This is a genomic window from Agrobacterium sp. CG674, assembly GCF_053521645.1.
In genome coordinates this window covers 294466-313236 of the sequence record NZ_JBNWDZ010000002.1, presented here as the reverse complement: position 1 = coordinate 313236, position 18771 = coordinate 294466, and the positions used below count along the sequence as shown (strand labels likewise).

The window sequence follows — 18771 nt, the reverse complement described above, 5'->3', positions numbered from 1 at the left end:
CTTGCCTGTAAGAATGTTGCTCTCGCAGCAGACTAGAGAGGCAAAAGGCCGATATCCGACAAGGCTTTTTCGAGGTGCTCGGGCGATACCGGCTTGGTCAGGAACACGGCACCGGGCGGCAACACGCCTTCAGCAGGATTATACCGTCCAGAGATGACGATCACCTTGATATCGGGCCAGCGACGGTGCGCCACATTTGCCAGCCCAAGCCCGTTAATAGACCCCGGCATGTCGATATCGGTCAAGATTGCATGAATTGAGGTGCTGGCTTCGAGCATCTGAAGCGCCCGATCCGCCGTCGGTGCTTCGAGGGTAGCGAATCCGAGATCGGTGACCATATCCACGAGATCAAGGCGGATCAGCCCGTCATCTTCAACTATGAGGAGACATGATGTCACTATTCAATGCTCCTGCTGAAAACTGGTAAGCTCCGCAGAGATAACGCAGCGTACGCCTGCCGGATCATAGACAATCTCCACAAGGGTATCGGCAGCGCCAGCAATGCCCGCCTTGATGAGGCGCGACCCTGAACCCACACGCTGCGGCGTGACAACGGCCGGGCCACCGCTTTCCGTCCATGACAGTTCAAATCGGTCCTTCATCTCGCCAGCAATCTGCCACCGAATATCCACCATGCCTTCCGGCACCGAGAGAGCACCGTACTTGATGGCATTGGTCGCAAGCTCATGCATGATGAGCGACAGTGAGAGCGATGGACGTGAGCCGACACGTAAGACTGGCCCAGAGACCGTAAAGCGCGTCATCGCCGGATCATCATGGACCTCAAGCAACTGGTTGACGAGTTTATGAACCTGGGACGTGCCGAGGCCACCCTGTATGACCGTGTCATGGGCAGCGCTCAAAACACCAATCCGTGCCGACAACGTTTTACGAGCAACATTCAGATCGCCGGCAGAGCGGAGTGTCTGTGATGCAATGGCTTGAACCATGGCAAGCTGGTTCTTGAGGCGATGGCCAAGTTCATGGGAAATCAGTTCCCTGTGCTTTTGCTCGGCCAATTTTTCCGTCACATCCTGTGCCTGCACAAGAATGCCGGTTATCTCTCCGGATGAAGATCGCATCGCCTGATACACAAAGTCGATCATGCGGTTCTGTTTTTCACCATCCGGCCCGCGATTAAGCTCTATTGGTCTTGCGCGTGCAGCAAATGGTTCACCAGTTTTATAGACAGTATCCAGCAGATCGATGAAGCCTTGGTCGACCACTTCCGAAACGGCATCCGCAACCGAACGTCCAATGATGTCGCGCCCGACGCCGATCATCGAATAGTACTCTTCATTGGCGAATTCGAAGATATGGTTTGGCCCGCTCAATGTCGCGATACCAGCAGGAGACATCTCGAAAATCTGAAGGAGCTTCTCCTGCATGCTCTTCTGTTCACGGCGGATCATGATTTCGTTGGTGATTTCCGCACAGGCGCAGAACATTCCAAGCACCACACCCGCCTGGTCTCGCACCGGGGTGTAGGAGAAGGAAAAATGCGTTTCTTCGGGATACCCTTTTCGATGCATCACGAATTCGATGTCATCCATCGATGTGCCCTGACCGGCATAGGCAGCGGAGATGATGGGGTCAACGGCATCCCATATGTCAAACCAGAGGTCGCGAAACGGATGCCCGAAGCCCGCAGGATGGCGATTGCCGCACATGGCAGCGTAACCATCGTTGTAAATGGTGATCTGCTTCGGTCCCCAGACGATCAGCATGGGCTGCAGGGAACCCAGCATGACGTTGACAAGCGTCTGCAACTCGACCGGCCACGCATCGGGAACGCCAAGAGCGCATTCTTCCCAATCGAAGCTACGGAACAGGTCTCCGCATTCGCCACCCCCTACAAAATTCAAACCAACCCCGCATGTCTCGATATCGCCAGAGGCGCTAACAAATTTCGTCCAGTTTTGTTCCGTGATAAATTGCGGACCGGACAAACGGGCAGATCCGATCAGACTGTATGCGATTGGTGTGACACAACCGCTTCCCCGACAATCTATCACGATCAGCCAGAAAAACCATAGGTCGAGCCGCAGCATGGAACGACCAACAGATGCTGACGTTAGAGAAGCGAGGAACGCAGTAAATAATTTGCGAGGAACGGTTCATGTCCATAGTTCAGCGAAAGCCACACCAGCAACGCTTTGATCCGAAAGACCGCCTGATACTGGCGCTGCACGCACAGTTGCGCGCCGAAAGAGAGACCCGCGAGGCGATGGAATGGGTGATGCGCAACGGCGGACTTTCGCCGGAAGTGCTGGAAGCCATGGCGTCCGATCCGATTCCGGTCGTCACAGCCGATGACATGCGCGCCGCCAACCGGGCTGTGACACATCTGAGGCTCAGCGCGGAAGGTGCGGCATCATGACAAGGCGGGCAAGCTGGCGCGGTCAGATCAAGTTTGACGACTTCACCTGCGAAGTCGGATTGTACTCGGCGATTACGTCGACGGAAAAAATCTCGTTCAACATCGTCAACCGCAAGACCGGCAACCGCGTCGAGCGCCAATATGTCGATAGCGACAGTGGAGAGCCCGTTGAAAAAGAAGATCAGGTGCGTGGCTTCGAACTCGACAATGGCGACTACATCATTGTGGAAGGAGATGAGATCGCGCAGATCATGCCGGATAGCAACAAGGTGATTGCTATCCAGAAATTCATCGCAATCGACGAGATAGACAAGCTCTACTTCGACCGCCCCTATTTTCTGACCGCATCGGATGAAGATGGAGAGGACGCGTTAAGCCTTTTGGCGCAAGCGATGCAGCGCCAGAAGGTGGTGGCAGTTGGCGAGGCCGTGCTTTTTCGCCGCAACCGCAACCTCATCATCAGGCCCCATGGCAAGGCCTTGATCGCGACCACCCTTAATTTCGACTATGAGGTCCGCTCCCAAACGGCGACGTTCAAATCCGTGCCGGATCAGGATTTTGACGAGGAAATGCTGGAACTGGCTGGCCACATCATCAAGAAGCGGGCGGGAAAATTCGACCCCTCGGCCTATTCCGACCGGTATAATGATGCGCTTGCCGAACTGGTGAAAGCCAAGATCGAGGGGCGCGCCATCAAGAAGCCTGTCGAGGAAAAGCGCGACAATGTTGTGGACCTGAAGGAAGCGTTGCGCCGCAGCGCAGCTGGAGGAAAGGACGACAAGCCCGCCGCAAAGACAAGAGCCAAAAAGGCGGGCTGACCAAAACGCCACCCGCCTCTATCTCAAGACACCTCAGCCTCGCTTTTCCTTAGCGAGGCTCTTTTTCAGCGCATCCATAATGTTGATGACATTGCCGCCGGTCTTCTTGGCTGGCGCGGACTTTGCCTTGCGCGCGCCGGATGTCTTTTCCTTCGACTTCAGCAGCGTCTTGATCTTCTTCTGCACAGTATCCTGCGCAATGGATGGCTTCCACGCCACCGTGTTTTTTTCGATCTTTTTTTCCAGGATCGACACAAGCTCTGGATCAAGTTTCATCTTCGGATCAAGAGTGTCCATGGTTTCGCGCACCTCATTGGCGTAATGCAGCGTCCATAAAATAATGCCCTTTCCCGATGGCTCCAGCAAAACCGCATGCTCACGCCGATAGATGACCAGCCGCGCTATACCCGCGACGTTGTTGGCCTTCATCGCATCGCGAATAACGCCGAAAGCCTCCGCGCCAATCTTGTCTTCGGGCTTGAGAAAATGCGGGCGATCGCACCAGATCCAGTCGATGGACCCCGCTGGCACAAAGGTCTGGATATCGATGGTCTTGGTGCTTTCCAGCCCAACGGCGTCAATCTCGTCATCTTCCAGCAAAACGAAGCTGCCATCTTCCTTGGGGAAGCCCTTGACCTGGTTCTTGTCCGTCACCTTCTTATGGGTGGTGCTGTCGGCATAGTGGCTTTCCACCCGGTTGCCGGTTTTGCGGTTGAGAATGTGAAACCGCACCTTACCGCTCTCGGTCGTCGCAGGCGTCAGGGAAACGGCTGCCGTGACCAGCGAAAGCCTAAGATGTCCTTTCCAAAAAGCGTGTTGTGGCATGGATTTCAAACTCCCGTTTATCAAGCGCCATAGCCATAACTAGGAAAGCCCAACATCGTTGCTCCTAGGCGCAGTGAGACATGCAATCAGGAAACAACGCTGCATCAAACGACTTCCAGACACCCATGATGGTGTCGGCACAAACGGGCCTTTTGCTCCATTTAATTTTACTAATATGGAACGAATGATCGCACCGTCGGTTACCTCACCACGGAGCTGTGACAAACCGCCCGCATGAGAGGAAAACACCATGAAAAAGTTTATTCTTGCAGCGGCGCTGCTGAGCGCCACTGCGTTGTCGGCTGCTGCCCAGACATCTGCACCTGCTACTACGGCACCTGCAACGCCTGCTCCAACCACAACGGCTCCAGCGCCAAGCACTGATGGTGATACGCCAGCCGTTGCAACGCCGGAAACTGCCAACCCAACCGCCCCTGTCGAAGGCGCGAACAGCTTCACTGAAGAACAGGCCAAGACCCGCATTCAGGAAGCTGGCTACACCGATGTCAAGGACCTGAAGAAGGACGACAAGGGCATCTGGATGGCAGGCGGAATGAAGGATGGCAAGGCCGTCATGATCTCCATGGATTACCAGGGCAACGTCGTCGCCAAGTAACGTTCGAGGTTCTAGCAACCTCCGAGACTTTAGCGACGCCAATCAAATTATGAGGACTAAATTATGAAAACAATTACCGGACTATTCGATGATCACGCCGATGCCCGCGCAGCAGTGACCGAGCTGGAAGCCGCTGGCGTTCCTTCTGATGATATCAGCATCGTATCCAACAATGCGAATAACCGCCACGACACCGACGAGTCGAATGCTGCCGAAGGCGCTGGCACGGGTGCTGGCATCGGTGCCGTCGTTGGCGGCGCTGGCGGTCTTCTGACCGGCCTTGGCATCATGGCTATCCCAGGCGTCGGCCCAGTTGTAGCTGCAGGCTGGCTTGCAGCCACAGCAGCAGGTGCCGTTGCTGGCGCTGTTGCAGGTGGCGCAACTGGCGGCATCGTTGGCGCGCTGACGGACTCCGGCGTTTCTGAAGATGATGCGCATGTTTACGCTGAAGGCGTACGTCGTGGCGGCACCATCGTCACCGCCAAGGTAGATGACGCAATGGCGCCAGAAGCTGAAGCCGTTCTGAAGCGCTCCAACTGGGTTGATCCAGCAGACCGTCGCACAGCCTACAACGAACAGGGCTGGCAGAAATTCGACGATACGCTTGACCCATATGATGCCGACCAGATCGAAAAAGAGCGCATGCGCTACAACCGCCCCGGCATGTAAGCGTCTCTGAAAATGCGAGAGGCCGCCCCGCTTGGGCGGCCTTTTCTACGTCTGGGTTGCGGTGCCGCAATTCAATCTACACTCATGAGGAATTCCATCATGGCGAAAAAGCCCGCTACTCCGAACGCGCATCCCGATACAGACGTCGTGACCATTCACGACCAGAAAATGCACCGTGGACAAGGTGGAGAACTCCATCAGTTTGCCGAGGGCGATACGCCCGTGCTGACAACCGCCCAGGGCGGGCCTGTCTCAGACGATCAGAACTCGCTGCGCATCGGTGCCCGCGGCCCGTTGGTGATGGATGACTTCCATTACCGGGAAAAAATGTTCCATTTCGACCATGAACGCATTCCAGAACGCGTCGTGCATGCGCGCGGCTATGGTGCCCATGGCTATTTCGAAACCTATGAATCCCTTGCGAAATATACCAAGGCTGACATTTTCCAGCGCAAGGGCGAAAAGACACCGGTCTTCGTTCGCTTCTCCACTGTCGCTGGCAACAAGGGTTCAGCGGACTTGGCGCGTGACGTGCGCGGCTTCGCCGTCAAGCTTTACACAAAAGAAGGCAACTGGGATCTGGTCGGAAACAACATTCCGGTCTTCTTCATTCAGGATGCCATCAAGTTTCCAGACCTCATCCACGCCGCCAAGCAGGAGCCGGACCGCGCGTTCCCGCAGGCGCAGACCGCCCATGACAATTTCTGGGATTTCATCAGCCTGACACCTGAAAGCATGAACATGATCATGTGGACCATGTCAGACCGCACCATTCCGCGCTCGTTGCGCTTCATGGAAGGTTTCGGCGTTCACACCTTCCGTTTGGTCAATGCTGAGGGTGTGTCCACCTTCGTCAAGTTCCACTGGAAGCCGAAACTGGGTCTCCAGTCCGTCGCATGGAATGAAGCGGTCAAGATCAACGGTGCCGACCCGGATTTCCACCGTCGCGATCTCTGGAATTCCATAAAGTCCGGCGACTTCCCCGAATGGGAGTTACAGGTTCAACTGTTTGACCAGGAATTTGCCGATAGCTTCGATTTCGATGTGCTGGATCCGACCAAGATCATCCCGGAAGAAATCCTGCCACCACAAGCCATCGGCCGTATGGTGCTGGACCGTATGCCGGACAATTTCTTTGCGGAAACCGAGCAGGTCGCATTCATGACGCAGAACGTGCCGCCAGGCATCGATTTTAGCAATGACCCACTTCTGCAGGGCCGTAACTTCTCCTACCTCGATACGCAGCTGAAGCGTCTCGGCGGCCCCAACTTCACGCACCTGCCGATCAATGCGCCGAAATGTCCTTTCGCGCACTTCCAGCAGGATGGCCACATGGCCATGCGCAATCCGGTTGGGCGTGCGAATTATCAGCCCAACTCCCATGGCGAAGGCCCACGGGAATCGCCGACATCGGGATACCGTCACTTCCCGGCAGAAGAACAGGGCACCAAGGCGCGCCTGCGCCCTGAAAGCTTTGCGGATCACTACAGCCAGGCGCGCCAGTTCTACATCAGCCAGACGGGTGCCGAGCAGCGCCATATCGCGTCCGCGCTGACATTCGAACTGAGCAAGGTGGAAATTCCGGCAATCCGCGAACGAATGGTCGCGCATTTGCTCAACATCGATGAGACGCTGGCGACAACGGTTGCGCAAAAGCTCGGCTTCCAGTCGATGCCGAAGCCAGCCGATGCGGCGATGCCAACGCGGCAGGACCTTGAGCCATCGCCCGCGCTCAGCATCGTTGAAAACGGCCCGAAGCGTTTCGAAGGCCGCAAGCTCGGCATCTTGATCACCGATGGCGTCGATGCTGGCATGCTGAAAGCCCTGACCACGGCCGTTACGGACGCAAAGGCCGTCTTCGAGCTGATTGCCCCGAAGGTCGGCGGCGTGAAGGCATCCGATGGCAGCTGGATCAAGGCCCATCACATGATCGATGGTGGCCCATCGGTGCTGTTTGATGCCGTAGCGCTTCTCACATCACCTGAAGGCATCGAAGACCTTGTGGATGAGGCAACAGCCCGTGACTTCGTGGCGGATGCTTTCCAGCACTGCAAGTTCATCGGCTATGTCAGCTCCGCAACACCCTTGCTGCAAAAGGCTGGCATTGCGGATGCAATCGATGAAGGCGTGATAGCTCTGCCGGATGATGAAGATCCTGCTGACTTCGTCTCGAAGCTCGGCGACCTGCGTGTCTGGGGCCGCGAGCCATCGGTCAAGCTTGGTAAAGCATCACCGCCACCTAAGAAATAATCTCTGAGAAGCGCGGCATTCCGGTGCCGCGCTTTTAAACCATCAGTGCCTAAGCCGGATAATTGCAATGATACAGAAACCGACGCCCAGACGCCTCGTCGTGATCAGCGACTATCAGGCCGGCGGCCCCTTCCCCGACACCATCCCATCCATTGAATATTTCGAGAAGCAATGGCGCAGCGGAGAGCGCGGAGAACCCGTATCCCGATCCGAAGTTATCCCCGATTTCAGGGTTGAAGGCGGCTATATCGAACGCTTGCCACTCGCCTGCGTCAAAGCCGGGCTGGTGGATGTCGTGGAGGTCTGGACGCATTGGCGCGACGATTGCCCGCCGGAGCCCGACGAATCGCAAGCGCCTCTCGTCATTCGCCGCGCATTCCAGATGAATGGTCCGCAAGCGCCTTTCAGTTCCAACGACATGCTCGCACATATAAATACATTCGGCGCACCGGACATTCTCTGCGTCTGGGGACTGGGAGTGTCAGAAGAGATCCTCGATGCCTGCCGAACGAGCTATAAAATATATAATTCCATCGATGCCCCGGCCCTGCGCATCCCACCCGCCGTCAGCAGGCACTTCCATCTCATTCTGACCGGCGCCGAATGGCAATCGCGTGAGATCAACGCTCTCCACCCTGATGTCAAAACCGCCATCCTGCCCATCGGTCCTGAATTCGCTTCGCCAAATCTCTTTCACCCGATAGCCGGACCCAAGCCCTACGATGTCATCTATGTCGCAGCCGCTCAGAGCTACAAGCGCCATGACATTCTCTTTGAGGCTTTGGCAAAACTACCCAAATCCATCAAAGCCCTGTGTGTTTTCGGCTATGGTGAACTTAGTGAAGACCTCCGCCGCTACGCAGCCAATCTTGAGATCAATGTCGATTTCATCGGCCCGCCGGGCGTCGCCTTTTCCGAGGTCAACAGATTGATGAACCTCGCGAAAATCGGTGTGGTCTGCGGCGTCGATGACGGCGCGCCAGCCATTTTGACGGAATATATGCTGGCCGGGTTACCTGTGCTTGCTAACAGCGAACTACGCTGTGGCCTGCAATATATCACGCCGCAAACCGGCAGGGTCGCCTCTGCCGCGCAGTTCCATGAGGGCATCCGCACAATGCTTGAAATGGCGCCAGATCTAGACCCTCGCCAAGTGGTCATAGACAACTGGACATGGCAGCATTCGGTCGAAAAACTCCGAAAACTGATAGGCATTTCAGAACATTCGAAAGTTTTAAATAGGCAGGAACAAAGGTCATTCATCCCGGTTTGAGTACGTCACTCAAACGCGGATGCGCCAATGAACCTCTCCAGTCCGATTTCCTCACCCATTCATGCCATGACTGAGCGGAATACGCCGCTCATCTGCTTTTCGCATTTACGGTGGGATTTCGTGCTGCAGCGACCGCAGCATCTGATGGGGCGCTTTGCCAACGAAAGAGCGGTTTTCTTCTTCGAAGAATTTATACCCACAGATCACCATCTCGCCTATCTGGAAATCCACCCCTTCGAAGGCACGACGGTCAAATCTGTCCGCCCGCGCATCCCCCATTGGTGGAGCGAGGCAGATCGCGAGCGGGCCCTTTCCCGGCTGCTGGACGATCTCCTGGCAATGTATGGTGCGGCGCGTCCGATCCTGTGGTTTTACACACCCACCATGTTCGGCTTCGCCCGCCACGTCGACGCTTCTGCGGTGATCTATGATTGCATGGACGAACTGGCCAACTTTAAATTCGCGCCCCACGGCATGAAGGAAATGGAAGCCGCGCTGATTGCGCGCGCCGATGTGGTCTTTACCGGCGGATACAGCCTTTACGAAGCAAAGCGCCACCAGCACTCCAATATTCACCCCTTCCCCTCAGGCGTGGAAGTTGCGCACTTCAATTCTGCCCGCAAGGATCGTCAGGAGCCCGCAGACCAGCTCTCCATTCCCGGTCCAAAGGTGGGCTATTATGGCGTGATCGATGAGCGTCTCGATCTGGAACTGATCAAGGCCGTGGCAAAAGCTAGACCGCAGCTCTCATTCGTCATCATCGGTCCCGTTGCCAAGATTGCGCCGGATGACCTGCCCCGCGCTGGCAATATTCACTATCTCGGCCAGAAGGATTACCGCGAACTTCCCGCATATCTCGCGGGCTGGGACGCAGCGCTTATGCCCTTTGCGCTGAACAGCTCCACGCAATTCATCAGCCCGACCAAGACACCGGAATATCTGGCAGCAGGCCGCCCTGTTGTCAGCACGCCGATTACCGATGTCATCCGCCACTATAGCAGCGTCGATGGCGTCTTCATCGCCGCTGACGCCCATGCATTCGCCAAAGCCTGCGACGCTGCCATTGCGCTGAAGAAGACGGGCGATGAGTGGCTTGGCCCCGTCGATGCCATGCTGGAAGGCTCATCATGGGACCGAACATTTCACGATATGAGGGCACTGGTGGGTAAGGCCGTCCTCAGCCACACTTACACGGCTTTACCGGCTTCCCCACGCATTCCCAATCATCCCTCTGCTGTCTCGCGCACCGGCGCCATGGCACTCAATAGATGATGAGCAAAGATCGCTGTCGGGTCGTTCTGGCAACAGACAGTCTCGACCCATCCGGCATGGGCGAGCATATGCTAACCCTTGGCCGTGCGCTGGACGATCGCTGGGATGTAACGATCGCCGCCTCATCAAACGCAGCAGATGGATTGACCGCCAAGGCCGCCCGCCATGGCCTCGGCATCAAGACATTTGACGATCATGACGAGTTCTCGCAATGGCTGGCAACATCAGGCGTCAGCCTTCTTCACGTCCATGCAGGCATCGGCTGGGAGGGTCATGGTATCGCTAAGGCGGGAATGACGCAGGATATTCCCGTGATCCGCACCGAACACCTGCCCTATCTCCTCACCGATGAGCAGCAGAAAACCGAATATGCTCAGGCCTGTGAAGCGCTTGCGCATCGCATCGTAGTCTCGCAGGCATCAAGGCTCAGCTTCGAAGCCAATGGTGTATCCCCCGATCATCTGACCGTCGTGCGCAACGGCGTTTTCGCCCTGGATCCCGCAGCCGACAGCGCACCCGATATGGCAGACAAGCTCGACGGCAGAAAAGTCCTGATCACGGTTGCCCGTTTTTCCGCGCAGAAAGACCACGCAACCCTGATCAAGGCTTTGCCATCGGTCATTGCCGCCTTCCCATCCACGCTGCTCATTCTGGTAGGCCGTGGCGAAGAACTGGCGGCAATCGAAACGCTGGTCGATGACCTCCATCTCAACCAGCATGTGCTGTTTGCGGGCCACCGCACCGATATCGCAGACCTGATGTCTCAGGCAGATCTCTTCGTTCTGCCATCCAAATTCGAGGGCCTGCCGCTGGCGGTTCTGGAGGCGATGTCCATCGGGCTTCCCGTGGTCGCGACCAACATTGGCGGCAATATCGAAGCCCTGGGGCCAGAACATCCCTATCTGGCAGAGCCTGCAAATCCCGCATCGCTGGCGGCTGTCTTAATCGACGCGCTGGGCGATGCCGACAGGGCAAAGGCCGTGGGACAAGCTGGCTCCGAGCGGTTCAAAACCGAATTTTCAGCACAACGCATGGCGAGCGAAACGGCGGACGTCTACCGCCACGTTCTTTCCCGCCGCACACATAAGACACAAGGACATATCTGCATGAACAAGGCACGCATCGGCTTCATTGGCGTCGGCGGCATCGCGAACCGACATCTGGATATTCTGGCTGGGTTCGAGGACGTGGCGCTGGTCGCCTTCGCCGATCCAGATTTTGACCGCGCAAGCCAGGCCGCCTCCCGCTTCGGCGCCCGCGCTTTCGATAATCACCGCGCCATGCTGGATGCGGAAAAGCTGGACGCCGTTTACATCTGCATTCCACCCTTTGCCCATGGCGATGCCGAACGGGATCTGATCAGCCGGGGCATTCCCTTCTTCGTGGAGAAACCGATCACGCTGGATCTCGCGCTTGCCGAAGAGCTGAGTGCAGCCGTCGAAGTCGCAAATCTCATCACCGGCGTCGGTTACCACTGGCGTTATCTCGATACTGTCGAAGAGGCGCGCAATCGTCTCGCCGAAAACCCGGCACAGCTTCTATCCGGCTACTGGCTGGACCAAACCCCACCCCCCCAATGGTGGTGGAAGAACGAAGGCTCCGGCGGCCAGATGGTGGAGCAGGCAACGCACATCATCGATCTTGCCCGCTATCTCGTGGGCGAAGTGACCGATGTCTATGGCCGCGCTGGCTTCAAGGACCGGCCGGATTTCCCCGGCCTTGATGTGCCCGCGGTGACGACCGCCAGCCTGACATTCCAGTCCGGCGTTATCGGCAACATAGCCTCCACCTGCCTTTTGGGATGGAACCACAAGGTCGGCCTCAATATCTTCGCAGACCGCCTCGCGATCGAACTCACCGATCACGACATCATGGTTGATGTCGGTGCCGGGCGTCCGGTCCGCCATGCGGAGGGCGATCCCGTCTGGCGCGAAGACCGGGATTTCATCGATGCGATCAGCGGCAAGGAAAACCACATCAGGTGCACATATCAGGATGCGCTGGTCACCCACCGTGTGGCACTTGCGGTCGCAACATCGGCCCGCAGCGGCGAAGCGGTTACCTTCGAGCCTTCGCCAGTCAGCCGCAATCCGCTTGCACCGCTCTACCATCCCCCTCGGGTAGAAGAGCCGCAGGGCCTTCGTCCCGGCCACCGCATGATCACGTCGCTGGGCATTGAAGCACCGGGCAGAGCCTACCTGTTCGACTATGAAGAAGGCCCGCCCGGCGATGGTCAGGTCCGCCTCGACACGCTCTATACCGGCTTTTCGGCAGGCACCGAGCTGACCTTCATGAAGAACACCAATCCCTATTTCCACTCGCGGTTCGATGCAGGCCGGGGCGTCTTCATCGAAAACGAGGCTGATCTTCGTTATCCCGTGCCATTCCTGGGTTACATGGAGGTGGCGCGCGTTTCTGAGGCACGCACCGGCGGTTTCCAGCCGGGGGATGTCGTTGCCGGAACCTACGGCCACAAAAGCGGCCACACCGCTGATCCATTCCATGATGTGATGATACCACTACCCGCCCATATCGATCCCATCCTCGGCGTCTTCGCCGCGCAAATGGGCCCAATCGCAGCCAACGGCATTCTTCATGCCGATGCAGATATGCTTGGAAACAACGTGCCGTCCTTCGGCGCTGGCATTGCCGGGCGTCATGTCATCATCATCGGTGCGGGCACCGTTGGCCTGATGACGGCGCTGTTTGCGCAAAAGGCAGGCGCGCTCGGCGTCATCATTGCCGATCCATCGCCGTTCCGCCGCGAAAAAGCGCAGGCTATGGGGCTGATGGCCATGACGGAGGACGAGGCATGGCAACATGCCAAGGCGCGCTGGCACAATGGCGGCAGCGATCGCGGTGCCGATCTGGTGTTCCAGACCCGCGCCCATGCCCAAAGCCTTCACGTTGCGCTGAAAGCCTTGCGCCCGCAGGGTACGGTCATCGATCTCGCCTTCTATCAGGGCGGTGCAGACCGCCTGCGGCTGGGTGAGGAATTCCACCACAATGGCCTCAATATCCGCTGTGCACAGATCAACCGGGTGCCACGCGGCCTCTCCGGCCATTGGGACAGACGCCGGCTGGCCCATGAAACGGTCAATCTGCTGGAAAGCCACGGCACGATCATCCGCGAGCAGATGATCACCCACATCGTGCCTCTTCAGGATGGGCCAGCCTTCTTGGCAGACCTGGTCAACACCCGTCCCGAGTTCCTGCAGATCGTGTTCAAGGTCAACGAATGATAGCGCAGCAACCCCCTATCCGGATTCTCTTCGTCTTTGCGTGGCTGGTGGTAGGCGGCGAGGAAACCGAGGTGCGGCTGCTTGCCCGCACCCTCGACCGCAGCCGTTACCGGCTTGATGTGGTTGCCTGTTTCCACAAGCCCAATATGCCCGGCCAGACGCATGAGCAGCTGCGTGCGCTCGGCGTTGATGTGGACACCACGCCCTATGACATGTCGTTTGAGGATACTGTTGGATATCTGGCAACCAAGATCGTCGGCTATGACGTGGTTGTCTCCTGCCAGAACGTGGCTGATATCTATCCGGCACTGGAGCGCATGCACTGGCGACCGCCGCTCATCGAGCATGGCGGCCTCATCTCCGAAGCACTGGCAGGCCCGAAGCATCTTACCAGCCGCTATGTCGGCGTCTGCCGCTCCATTTGTGATGCCGCACAATCGGTAATGCCGGGGCGCGAGACGGATGTGGTCGAGATACCGTCCATGGTGGACCTCACCGAATTCGATAGCAGCCAGCGCGCCACCCTGCGCGCCTCTCTCGGCGTCAATGACCAAACGGTTCTGGTGGGCTGGGTCGGAAGGCTCGACCCAAAGAAAAACGTCGAGGATTTCATAGAGGCGGCAGCTCTGGCCTATGCCAGCAACCCCGCTTTGCGATTTGTCGTCATTGGCGGACCAGATGCCTTCATGCCCGACTATGCCGAGCACTTGAAGAGGCTCGCCCAAGAGCGACACCTCACCGGCATCCTCAGCTTTCTGGGGGACCGGAAGGATATTCCCGCGCTTTTGTCTGCGCTCGATATCTTCGTCTGGCTCTCAAGAGGCGAAGGCATGCCCCATGTCATCGCAGAAGCCGGTGCAGCGGGTCTGCCGGTCATCGCAACGCCTGACAATGGCGCCATGCAGCAGATCGAAGACGGCGTTTCCGGCATCTTCGTGCCTTACAATGCCCCTTTAGCTGTCGCGGGCGAAATCCTGAAGCTTGCCGCATCCGGCAGTTTGCGAGCAGCGCTGGGTCAGGCACTGCGTCACAAGGTGGAAACCACCTATAGCGCACGAACCGTTGTGCCTCAGTGGGAGCGGTTGATCAGCGACGTCATGAAGGAGCGCAACGCCGCAGGCCCTACCGGCTTGTTCCAGTCCTTCCTGCAAGGTGGCTTTGAATGCTCCACCCATCGCCTTCGCACGCGCGATGGGCAAGTCGAAGGCAAGCGTCTTGATGTCATCGCCGCCACCGGACATGACCTCCACGCAGCAGCCGATTACCAGCAACTGGCCTCCTACGCGATCTCAACAGTGCGGGATGGCCTGCGCTGGCACCTGATCGAAAAAATATCAGGGCATTACGATTGGTCGAGCTTCACGCCGATGCTGAAAGCCGCCAGCGACACCCGCACGCAGGTCATCTGGGATTTGCTGCACTATGGCTGGCCTGATGACATCGACATCTGGTCGCCGGATTTCGTCAACCGCTTTGCTCAATTTGCCGCAGCCGCAGCAAGGGTGGTGAAGGAGCAGACGGACACGATCCCCTTTTACTCACCCGTCAATGAGATTTCGTTCTTCTCATGGGGTGGCGGAGATGCGGCCTATCTCAACCCCTTTGCCCGTGGCCGTGGCTTCGAGTTGAAAGTGCAACTGGCCAGAGCTTCCATCGCCGCCATGGATGCGATTCTGGCCGTGGAGCCAAGAGCGCGCTTCGTGCATTGCGATCCCGTCATCAATGTCATCACCGATCCCTCCCGCCCGTGGGAGCGGCCTGTGGCGGAAGGCCACCGCCAATCGCAGTTTCAGGGCTGGGATATACTCTCCGGGCGCATGTGGCCCCAAATCGGCGGTGCGGACAAATATCTGGATATTGTCGGGGTCAACTATTACCACAACAACCAGTGGATCCACGGCGGCCCACCCATCGATATGGACCACCCACTCTACAAACCCTTCAGAACCATTTTGGTGGATACCTACGCCCGCTACGGCAAACCCATCTTCATCGCCGAAACCGGCATTGAGGGTGACAGGCGTGCAAGCTGGATCTCCTACATCCACCAAGAAGCGACCGCCGCCATGGAAAAAGGCGTGCCCATTGAGGGAATATGTCTATATCCCATCCTCAACCACCCCGGCTGGGATGACGACCGCGCTTGCGAAAACGGCTTGCTGGAAACCACCTTTGAGGATGGAAAGCGCACCGCCCACGCACCCTTGGCACAGGCGCTCCATTATCTTGCCCCACCATCATGCAGTGCTGCGGAATAGGCGCTCAAAGCTCCACCCCCGCCACAGGTCGTGCCACACCCTGAGTGACACGACCGCTCAATCTCGCTCCACAAAAATCATCTCAACTGCCTTGACTCCATTAGCAATGAGAACATAATAAGAACATAGCTGGCACGGGGGCGCGTGCTTTCCGAAAAACATTGCGGCAAGAAGGCTCTGAAACATGGAGATCGAGAACATGCGCCCACAATTTGAAACGCCGGAAGCTGACCCGGTCGAACACATCATCGTCTGGCATGACGGGGATGAGCGCGAAGCCATCAAGACGCTGCTGGATGACATCAAGCATCTGCGCCACCAACTCGCCCTAGCCGCCGCCGCCATGGGCCACGGATTTACGCGAGGGTGGTTTCCCAGTGAGACCAGAGAGATCGATGAAGTGAATGTCTCTGGCGAAGGACGATGCGAAAAAGCTGCCTCATAGCAGCGTCAGCCGCTCATGGAAAATCTTGGGGTGGCGGTGTGTCCAGAATGGATGAAGGACGGTTCTATAGTCTTGCGCGGGAGGAGGGTGCCGAATGCCAGCTGCGCCATGGTGGGAGCCATCATTCCGCTTTGGCTCACTTACCGTTGTTTTCATTGTCTTTCTTCGCCTGATCATGGTGCCACTTGATGGCATAGAACATGCCTATGCCAAGGACGAGAAGCTTGAGTGGCAAGAGCACTATGGGAAACCAATCAACCCAACTCGAATCCATCGTCTGAATACTTTCAAATTATTTCGCGACATCATCTGTCGTATGCAAAATCTACATCAGAGCTGCTGCATCAACAACTTGTCGTATTGACGCAGCCCTCTGTCCTCCAAACAATACTAGTCATCTTTAAGCTTGAGAAACTCACCACTCCCAAAGTGACGTTGTGACCCCACATAGAGCAAATGTTGCACCTGACGTGATTCATCTCTGACCAATGACGCTGTCTCGACTATGAAATTAAGATGAATGATCATGTTCTTTTTCAGCGCATCTACCTCCACCTCGTCTGCATCGGGCTTTCTCTGGGATGCAATAAGTGCTTTCCTCAAGCCATTATATCGATCAATCGTGGCAAACAGCGACGAATATTCCGAGTAAAGGTGCATAGCGACTGTCACAAGGTTACTAGAACCTAGCGATATGAGAGATTCGAGCTGGCTTAAGTCAGGCTTGAAACCCGGGAGAACGTCAATGGTGTGGACGACCTTCCACAGCTCGTATTCAGGCGAGTTTGTGCTGCGATAATACTCTATCAAGTTGAGCACATTATCCATATCCGCGACAATCCGAACGGAAATCAAAGCGAATATGCGAAGCCTGTCCTTCAGTGCAGCGGCTTGCTCACGCTTTTTCAAGCGTGTTTGAACGAAAAATGTTGTGAACCCGCCCGCCAGAGTACCGAGTAATGCGGTTACAGCCAGCCCCAGTCGCTCTGGCGTAAACGTTTGGATTAGGAATTCGGAAATCTCATTATTCAATTCGAACCCCATGTTGCAAACGAGCTAGGCCGCGCGGCCTATCCAAGGTCTCTCTGAAGCCGCTGTAGATATTGGGTATTGGTTTGCAACACGACGCGACAGAAGTCGCGTCGCATTCAATTTAGCAACAACATCAAAATATATACATCGTTGAGAAAAGTGGTAGCGGGAGAGGGACTTGAACCCCCGACACGCGGATTATGATTCCGCTGCTCTAACCACCTGAGCTACCCCGCCACAGAGGGACGTGACAGTTTTGTAACTGGCTTGTCCATCAGGATGAGCGGCTTATAAGGTGCCGCTCCCGTTAGTGTCAAGCGTAAGATGCGCAAAAATTCTGCTTTCCACACTGTCGCTTGAACCCATGCTGCTGTCAGGCTGCAACCTGGTTCTGAAGCAGCGCCTTGAGCGATGCTTCAGCCTCGGGCGAACGTTCCGACCGCTCGATGAAGCCGCCGCCATAGACGCGGGCGTCGGCACCGGGGGCTGAGTAGAGAACGCAGGCCTGCCCTGGGGCCACACCCGCCTCACCAATGGCGAGATCGACATAGATGCCCCGCTCATCCGCATGCAGCACAGCCTCGCTTGGTGGGCGCGTGGAGCGAACCTTGGCGAAGCAGGAGAAGCCTTCTCTGGCATCGTCCAGCAATGGGTTGTCGCCAAGCCAGTTCATGTCCCGCAGATACACGCGGTGCGTTTCCAGCGCCTCACGCGGGCCGACGATAACACGGCGGCTGCGCGCGTCGAGATAAACGACATAGAGCGGCTCGCCAGTGGCAACGCCAATGCCGCGCCGCTGGCCAATCGTATAATGCACGATGCCGTCATGGCTGCCCAGCACGCGGCCATCGAGATGAACGATATCGCCCACCAGCGCGGCATTCGGCTTCAGCTTGTTGATGATCTCGGTGTATTTGCCCTGCGGCACAAAACAGATGTCCTGGCTGTCTGCCTTCTTGGCAACGACAAGGCCCATCTCTTCGGCCAGCTCGCGCGTTTCAGCCTTGGAAAGGCCTCCCAGCGGAAAGCGCAGATAATCAATCTGTGCCTGCGTGGTGGCAAACAGGAACCAGCTCTGGTCCCGATCGCTATCAATGGGGCGATAAAGAGCCCGCCGGTTGGGCTGGCCTGGCACCGGGTTCAAGCGTGAGCGGATGTAATGTCCGGTCGCCAGCGCATCCGCGCCCAGTTCCTGCGCTGTTGCCAGGAGATCGGCGAACTTGACCGTCTGGTTGCAGGCAACGCAGGGCACAGGCGTTTCACCCATAGCATAGGCTTCGGCGAAGGGGTTGATGACGGTCTCGCGGAAACGCGCTTCGTAATCGAGCACATAATGCGGAATGCCGAGCGTTTCGCACACACGGCGGGCATCGTCGATATCCTGCCCTGCGCAACAGGAACCTGCCCTGTGAACGGCGGCTCCATGGTCGTATAGCTGAAGCGTAATGCCGAGGACATCATAGCCCTCGCGCTTGAGAATGCCTGCCACCACAGAGGAGTCGACACCACCGGACATGGCGACAACAATACGGGTGTCTTCCGGCTTCTTATCAAAGTCGAGCGTGTTCACGTGTTTTTCCAATCGTCAGTCATACCGGGGTTCAAGGCCCCGCCGCCTGTCGTATCTGGCGTGGCCAAGACAGGTAACATGACCCGTCACCGCTCAACATCCAGATTTTTCACGCCTGCAT

At 57.1% G+C, this 18771-nt stretch carries 15 protein-coding genes, 1 tRNA gene and 1 pseudogene; 11 read left to right on the top strand and 6 right to left on the bottom strand.

What is annotated here, in order from left to right:
- Positions 1–32: 32 nt before the first annotated feature.
- The gene (locus ACQZ51_RS06665) at positions 33–398 is read right to left on the bottom strand and encodes a response regulator (protein WP_448776113.1); all 366 of its coding nucleotides are present in this window, start codon (positions 396–398) and stop codon (positions 33–35) included.
- 3 nt (positions 399–401) lie between these two features.
- A complete protein-coding gene (locus tag ACQZ51_RS06660) occupies positions 402–1865 on the bottom strand; it encodes a sensor histidine kinase (RefSeq protein ID WP_448776112.1) in 1464 nt (487 codons plus the stop codon).
- A gap of 254 nt (positions 1866–2119) precedes the next feature.
- Between ACQZ51_RS06660 and ACQZ51_RS06655 the strand changes: the two genes are divergently transcribed.
- Together ACQZ51_RS06655 and ku (ACQZ51_RS06650) are read left to right on the top strand one after the other, a co-directional pair.
- Positions 2120–2380: a hypothetical protein gene (locus ACQZ51_RS06655; RefSeq protein ID WP_448776111.1), complete on the top strand. Its 261-nt coding sequence runs from the start codon at positions 2120–2122 to the stop codon at positions 2378–2380.
- Complete coding sequence (ku, locus tag ACQZ51_RS06650; RefSeq protein WP_448776110.1) at positions 2377–3198, top strand: non-homologous end joining protein Ku; 822 nt, start codon at positions 2377–2379, stop codon at positions 3196–3198. Before ACQZ51_RS06655 ends, ku (ACQZ51_RS06650) begins: the two co-directional genes overlap by 4 nt.
- Positions 3199–3231: 33 nt before the next feature.
- Here ku (ACQZ51_RS06650) and ku (ACQZ51_RS06645) read toward each other — a convergent pair whose 3' ends face one another.
- On the bottom strand, positions 3232–4023 hold the full coding sequence (gene ku / locus ACQZ51_RS06645; protein ID WP_448776109.1) for a non-homologous end joining protein Ku: 792 nt from the start codon (positions 4021–4023) through the stop codon (positions 3232–3234).
- Between the two features lie 250 nt (positions 4024–4273).
- Here ku (ACQZ51_RS06645) and ACQZ51_RS06640 point away from each other — a divergent pair, with 250 nt between their 5' ends.
- From ACQZ51_RS06640 to ACQZ51_RS06600, 9 genes and pseudogenes are all read left to right on the top strand, one after another.
- The gene (locus tag ACQZ51_RS06640; protein WP_448776108.1) at positions 4274–4639 is read left to right on the top strand and encodes a PepSY domain-containing protein; all 366 of its coding nucleotides are present in this window, start codon (positions 4274–4276) and stop codon (positions 4637–4639) included.
- A gap of 63 nt (positions 4640–4702) precedes the next feature.
- Positions 4703–5308, top strand: coding sequence for a general stress protein (locus tag ACQZ51_RS06635; RefSeq protein ID WP_042617494.1), 606 nt, complete (start codon positions 4703–4705; stop codon positions 5306–5308).
- Positions 5309–5407: 99 nt separating this feature from the next.
- Positions 5408–7558 carry a catalase gene (gene katE, locus ACQZ51_RS06630; protein WP_448776107.1) on the top strand — a complete coding sequence of 717 codons (2151 nt, stop codon included), beginning with the start codon at positions 5408–5410 and terminating at the stop codon, positions 7556–7558.
- Positions 7559–7625: 67 nt separating this feature from the next.
- Entirely contained in the window at positions 7626–8831 is a 1206-nt protein-coding gene (locus tag ACQZ51_RS06625) for a glycosyltransferase (RefSeq protein ID WP_448776106.1), read from the top strand.
- 144 nt (positions 8832–8975) lie between these two features.
- A pseudogene (locus tag ACQZ51_RS06620) lies at positions 8976–10034 on the top strand (glycosyltransferase); the annotation flags it as partial.
- 68 nt (positions 10035–10102) lie between these two features.
- A complete protein-coding gene (locus ACQZ51_RS06615; RefSeq protein WP_448776608.1) occupies positions 10103–13345 on the top strand; it encodes a glycosyltransferase in 3243 nt (1080 codons plus the stop codon).
- On the top strand, positions 13342–15603 hold the full coding sequence (locus tag ACQZ51_RS06610; RefSeq protein ID WP_448776105.1) for a glycosyltransferase: 2262 nt from the start codon (positions 13342–13344) through the stop codon (positions 15601–15603). Before ACQZ51_RS06615 ends, ACQZ51_RS06610 begins: the two co-directional genes overlap by 4 nt.
- A 199-nt stretch (positions 15604–15802) precedes the next feature.
- Positions 15803–16048 carry a dehydrogenase gene (locus ACQZ51_RS06605; RefSeq protein ID WP_448776104.1) on the top strand — a complete coding sequence of 82 codons (246 nt, stop codon included), beginning with the start codon at positions 15803–15805 and terminating at the stop codon, positions 16046–16048.
- A gap of 94 nt (positions 16049–16142) precedes the next feature.
- Positions 16143–16412 carry a hypothetical protein gene (locus tag ACQZ51_RS06600; RefSeq protein ID WP_448776653.1) on the top strand — a complete coding sequence of 90 codons (270 nt, stop codon included), beginning with the start codon at positions 16143–16145 and terminating at the stop codon, positions 16410–16412.
- 26 nt (positions 16413–16438) lie between these two features.
- Here the strand turns inward: ACQZ51_RS06600 and ACQZ51_RS06595 are convergent, their stop codons facing one another.
- The 3 genes from ACQZ51_RS06595 to mnmA all read right to left on the bottom strand — a co-directional run bounded on the left by ACQZ51_RS06595 (position 16439) and on the right by mnmA (position 18650).
- Complete coding sequence (locus ACQZ51_RS06595) at positions 16439–17080, bottom strand: hypothetical protein (protein ID WP_448776103.1); 642 nt, start codon at positions 17078–17080, stop codon at positions 16439–16441.
- Between the two features lie 160 nt (positions 17081–17240).
- Positions 17241–17317: transfer RNA gene (locus ACQZ51_RS06590), tRNA-Met, on the bottom strand.
- A gap of 136 nt (positions 17318–17453) precedes the next feature.
- Positions 17454–18650, bottom strand: coding sequence for a tRNA 2-thiouridine(34) synthase MnmA (gene mnmA / locus ACQZ51_RS06585; protein WP_192064413.1), 1197 nt, complete (start codon positions 18648–18650; stop codon positions 17454–17456).
- Between the last annotated feature and the right edge of the window lie 121 nt (positions 18651–18771).

Excerpts from the sequence above, each read along its gene's own strand:
- ACQZ51_RS06655 (WP_448776111.1), top strand. The coding sequence starts at position 2,120 with ATGTCCATAGTTCAGCGAAAGCCACACCAGCAACGCTTTGATCCGAAA.
- ku (WP_448776110.1), top strand. The coding sequence starts at position 2,377 with ATGACAAGGCGGGCAAGCTGGCGCGGTCAGATCAAGTTTGACGACTTC.
- ku (WP_448776109.1), bottom strand. The coding sequence starts at position 4,023 with ATGCCACAACACGCTTTTTGGAAAGGACATCTTAGGCTTTCGCTGGTC.
- ACQZ51_RS06640 (WP_448776108.1), top strand. The coding sequence starts at position 4,274 with ATGAAAAAGTTTATTCTTGCAGCGGCGCTGCTGAGCGCCACTGCGTTG.
- ACQZ51_RS06635 (WP_042617494.1), top strand. The coding sequence starts at position 4,703 with ATGAAAACAATTACCGGACTATTCGATGATCACGCCGATGCCCGCGCA.
- katE (WP_448776107.1), top strand. The coding sequence starts at position 5,408 with ATGGCGAAAAAGCCCGCTACTCCGAACGCGCATCCCGATACAGACGTC.
- ACQZ51_RS06625 (WP_448776106.1), top strand. The coding sequence starts at position 7,626 with ATGATACAGAAACCGACGCCCAGACGCCTCGTCGTGATCAGCGACTAT.
- ACQZ51_RS06615 (WP_448776608.1), top strand. The coding sequence starts at position 10,103 with ATGAGCAAAGATCGCTGTCGGGTCGTTCTGGCAACAGACAGTCTCGAC.
- ACQZ51_RS06610 (WP_448776105.1), top strand. The coding sequence starts at position 13,342 with ATGATAGCGCAGCAACCCCCTATCCGGATTCTCTTCGTCTTTGCGTGG.
- ACQZ51_RS06605 (WP_448776104.1), top strand. The coding sequence starts at position 15,803 with ATGCGCCCACAATTTGAAACGCCGGAAGCTGACCCGGTCGAACACATC.
- ACQZ51_RS06600 (WP_448776653.1), top strand. The coding sequence starts at position 16,143 with ATGCCAGCTGCGCCATGGTGGGAGCCATCATTCCGCTTTGGCTCACTT.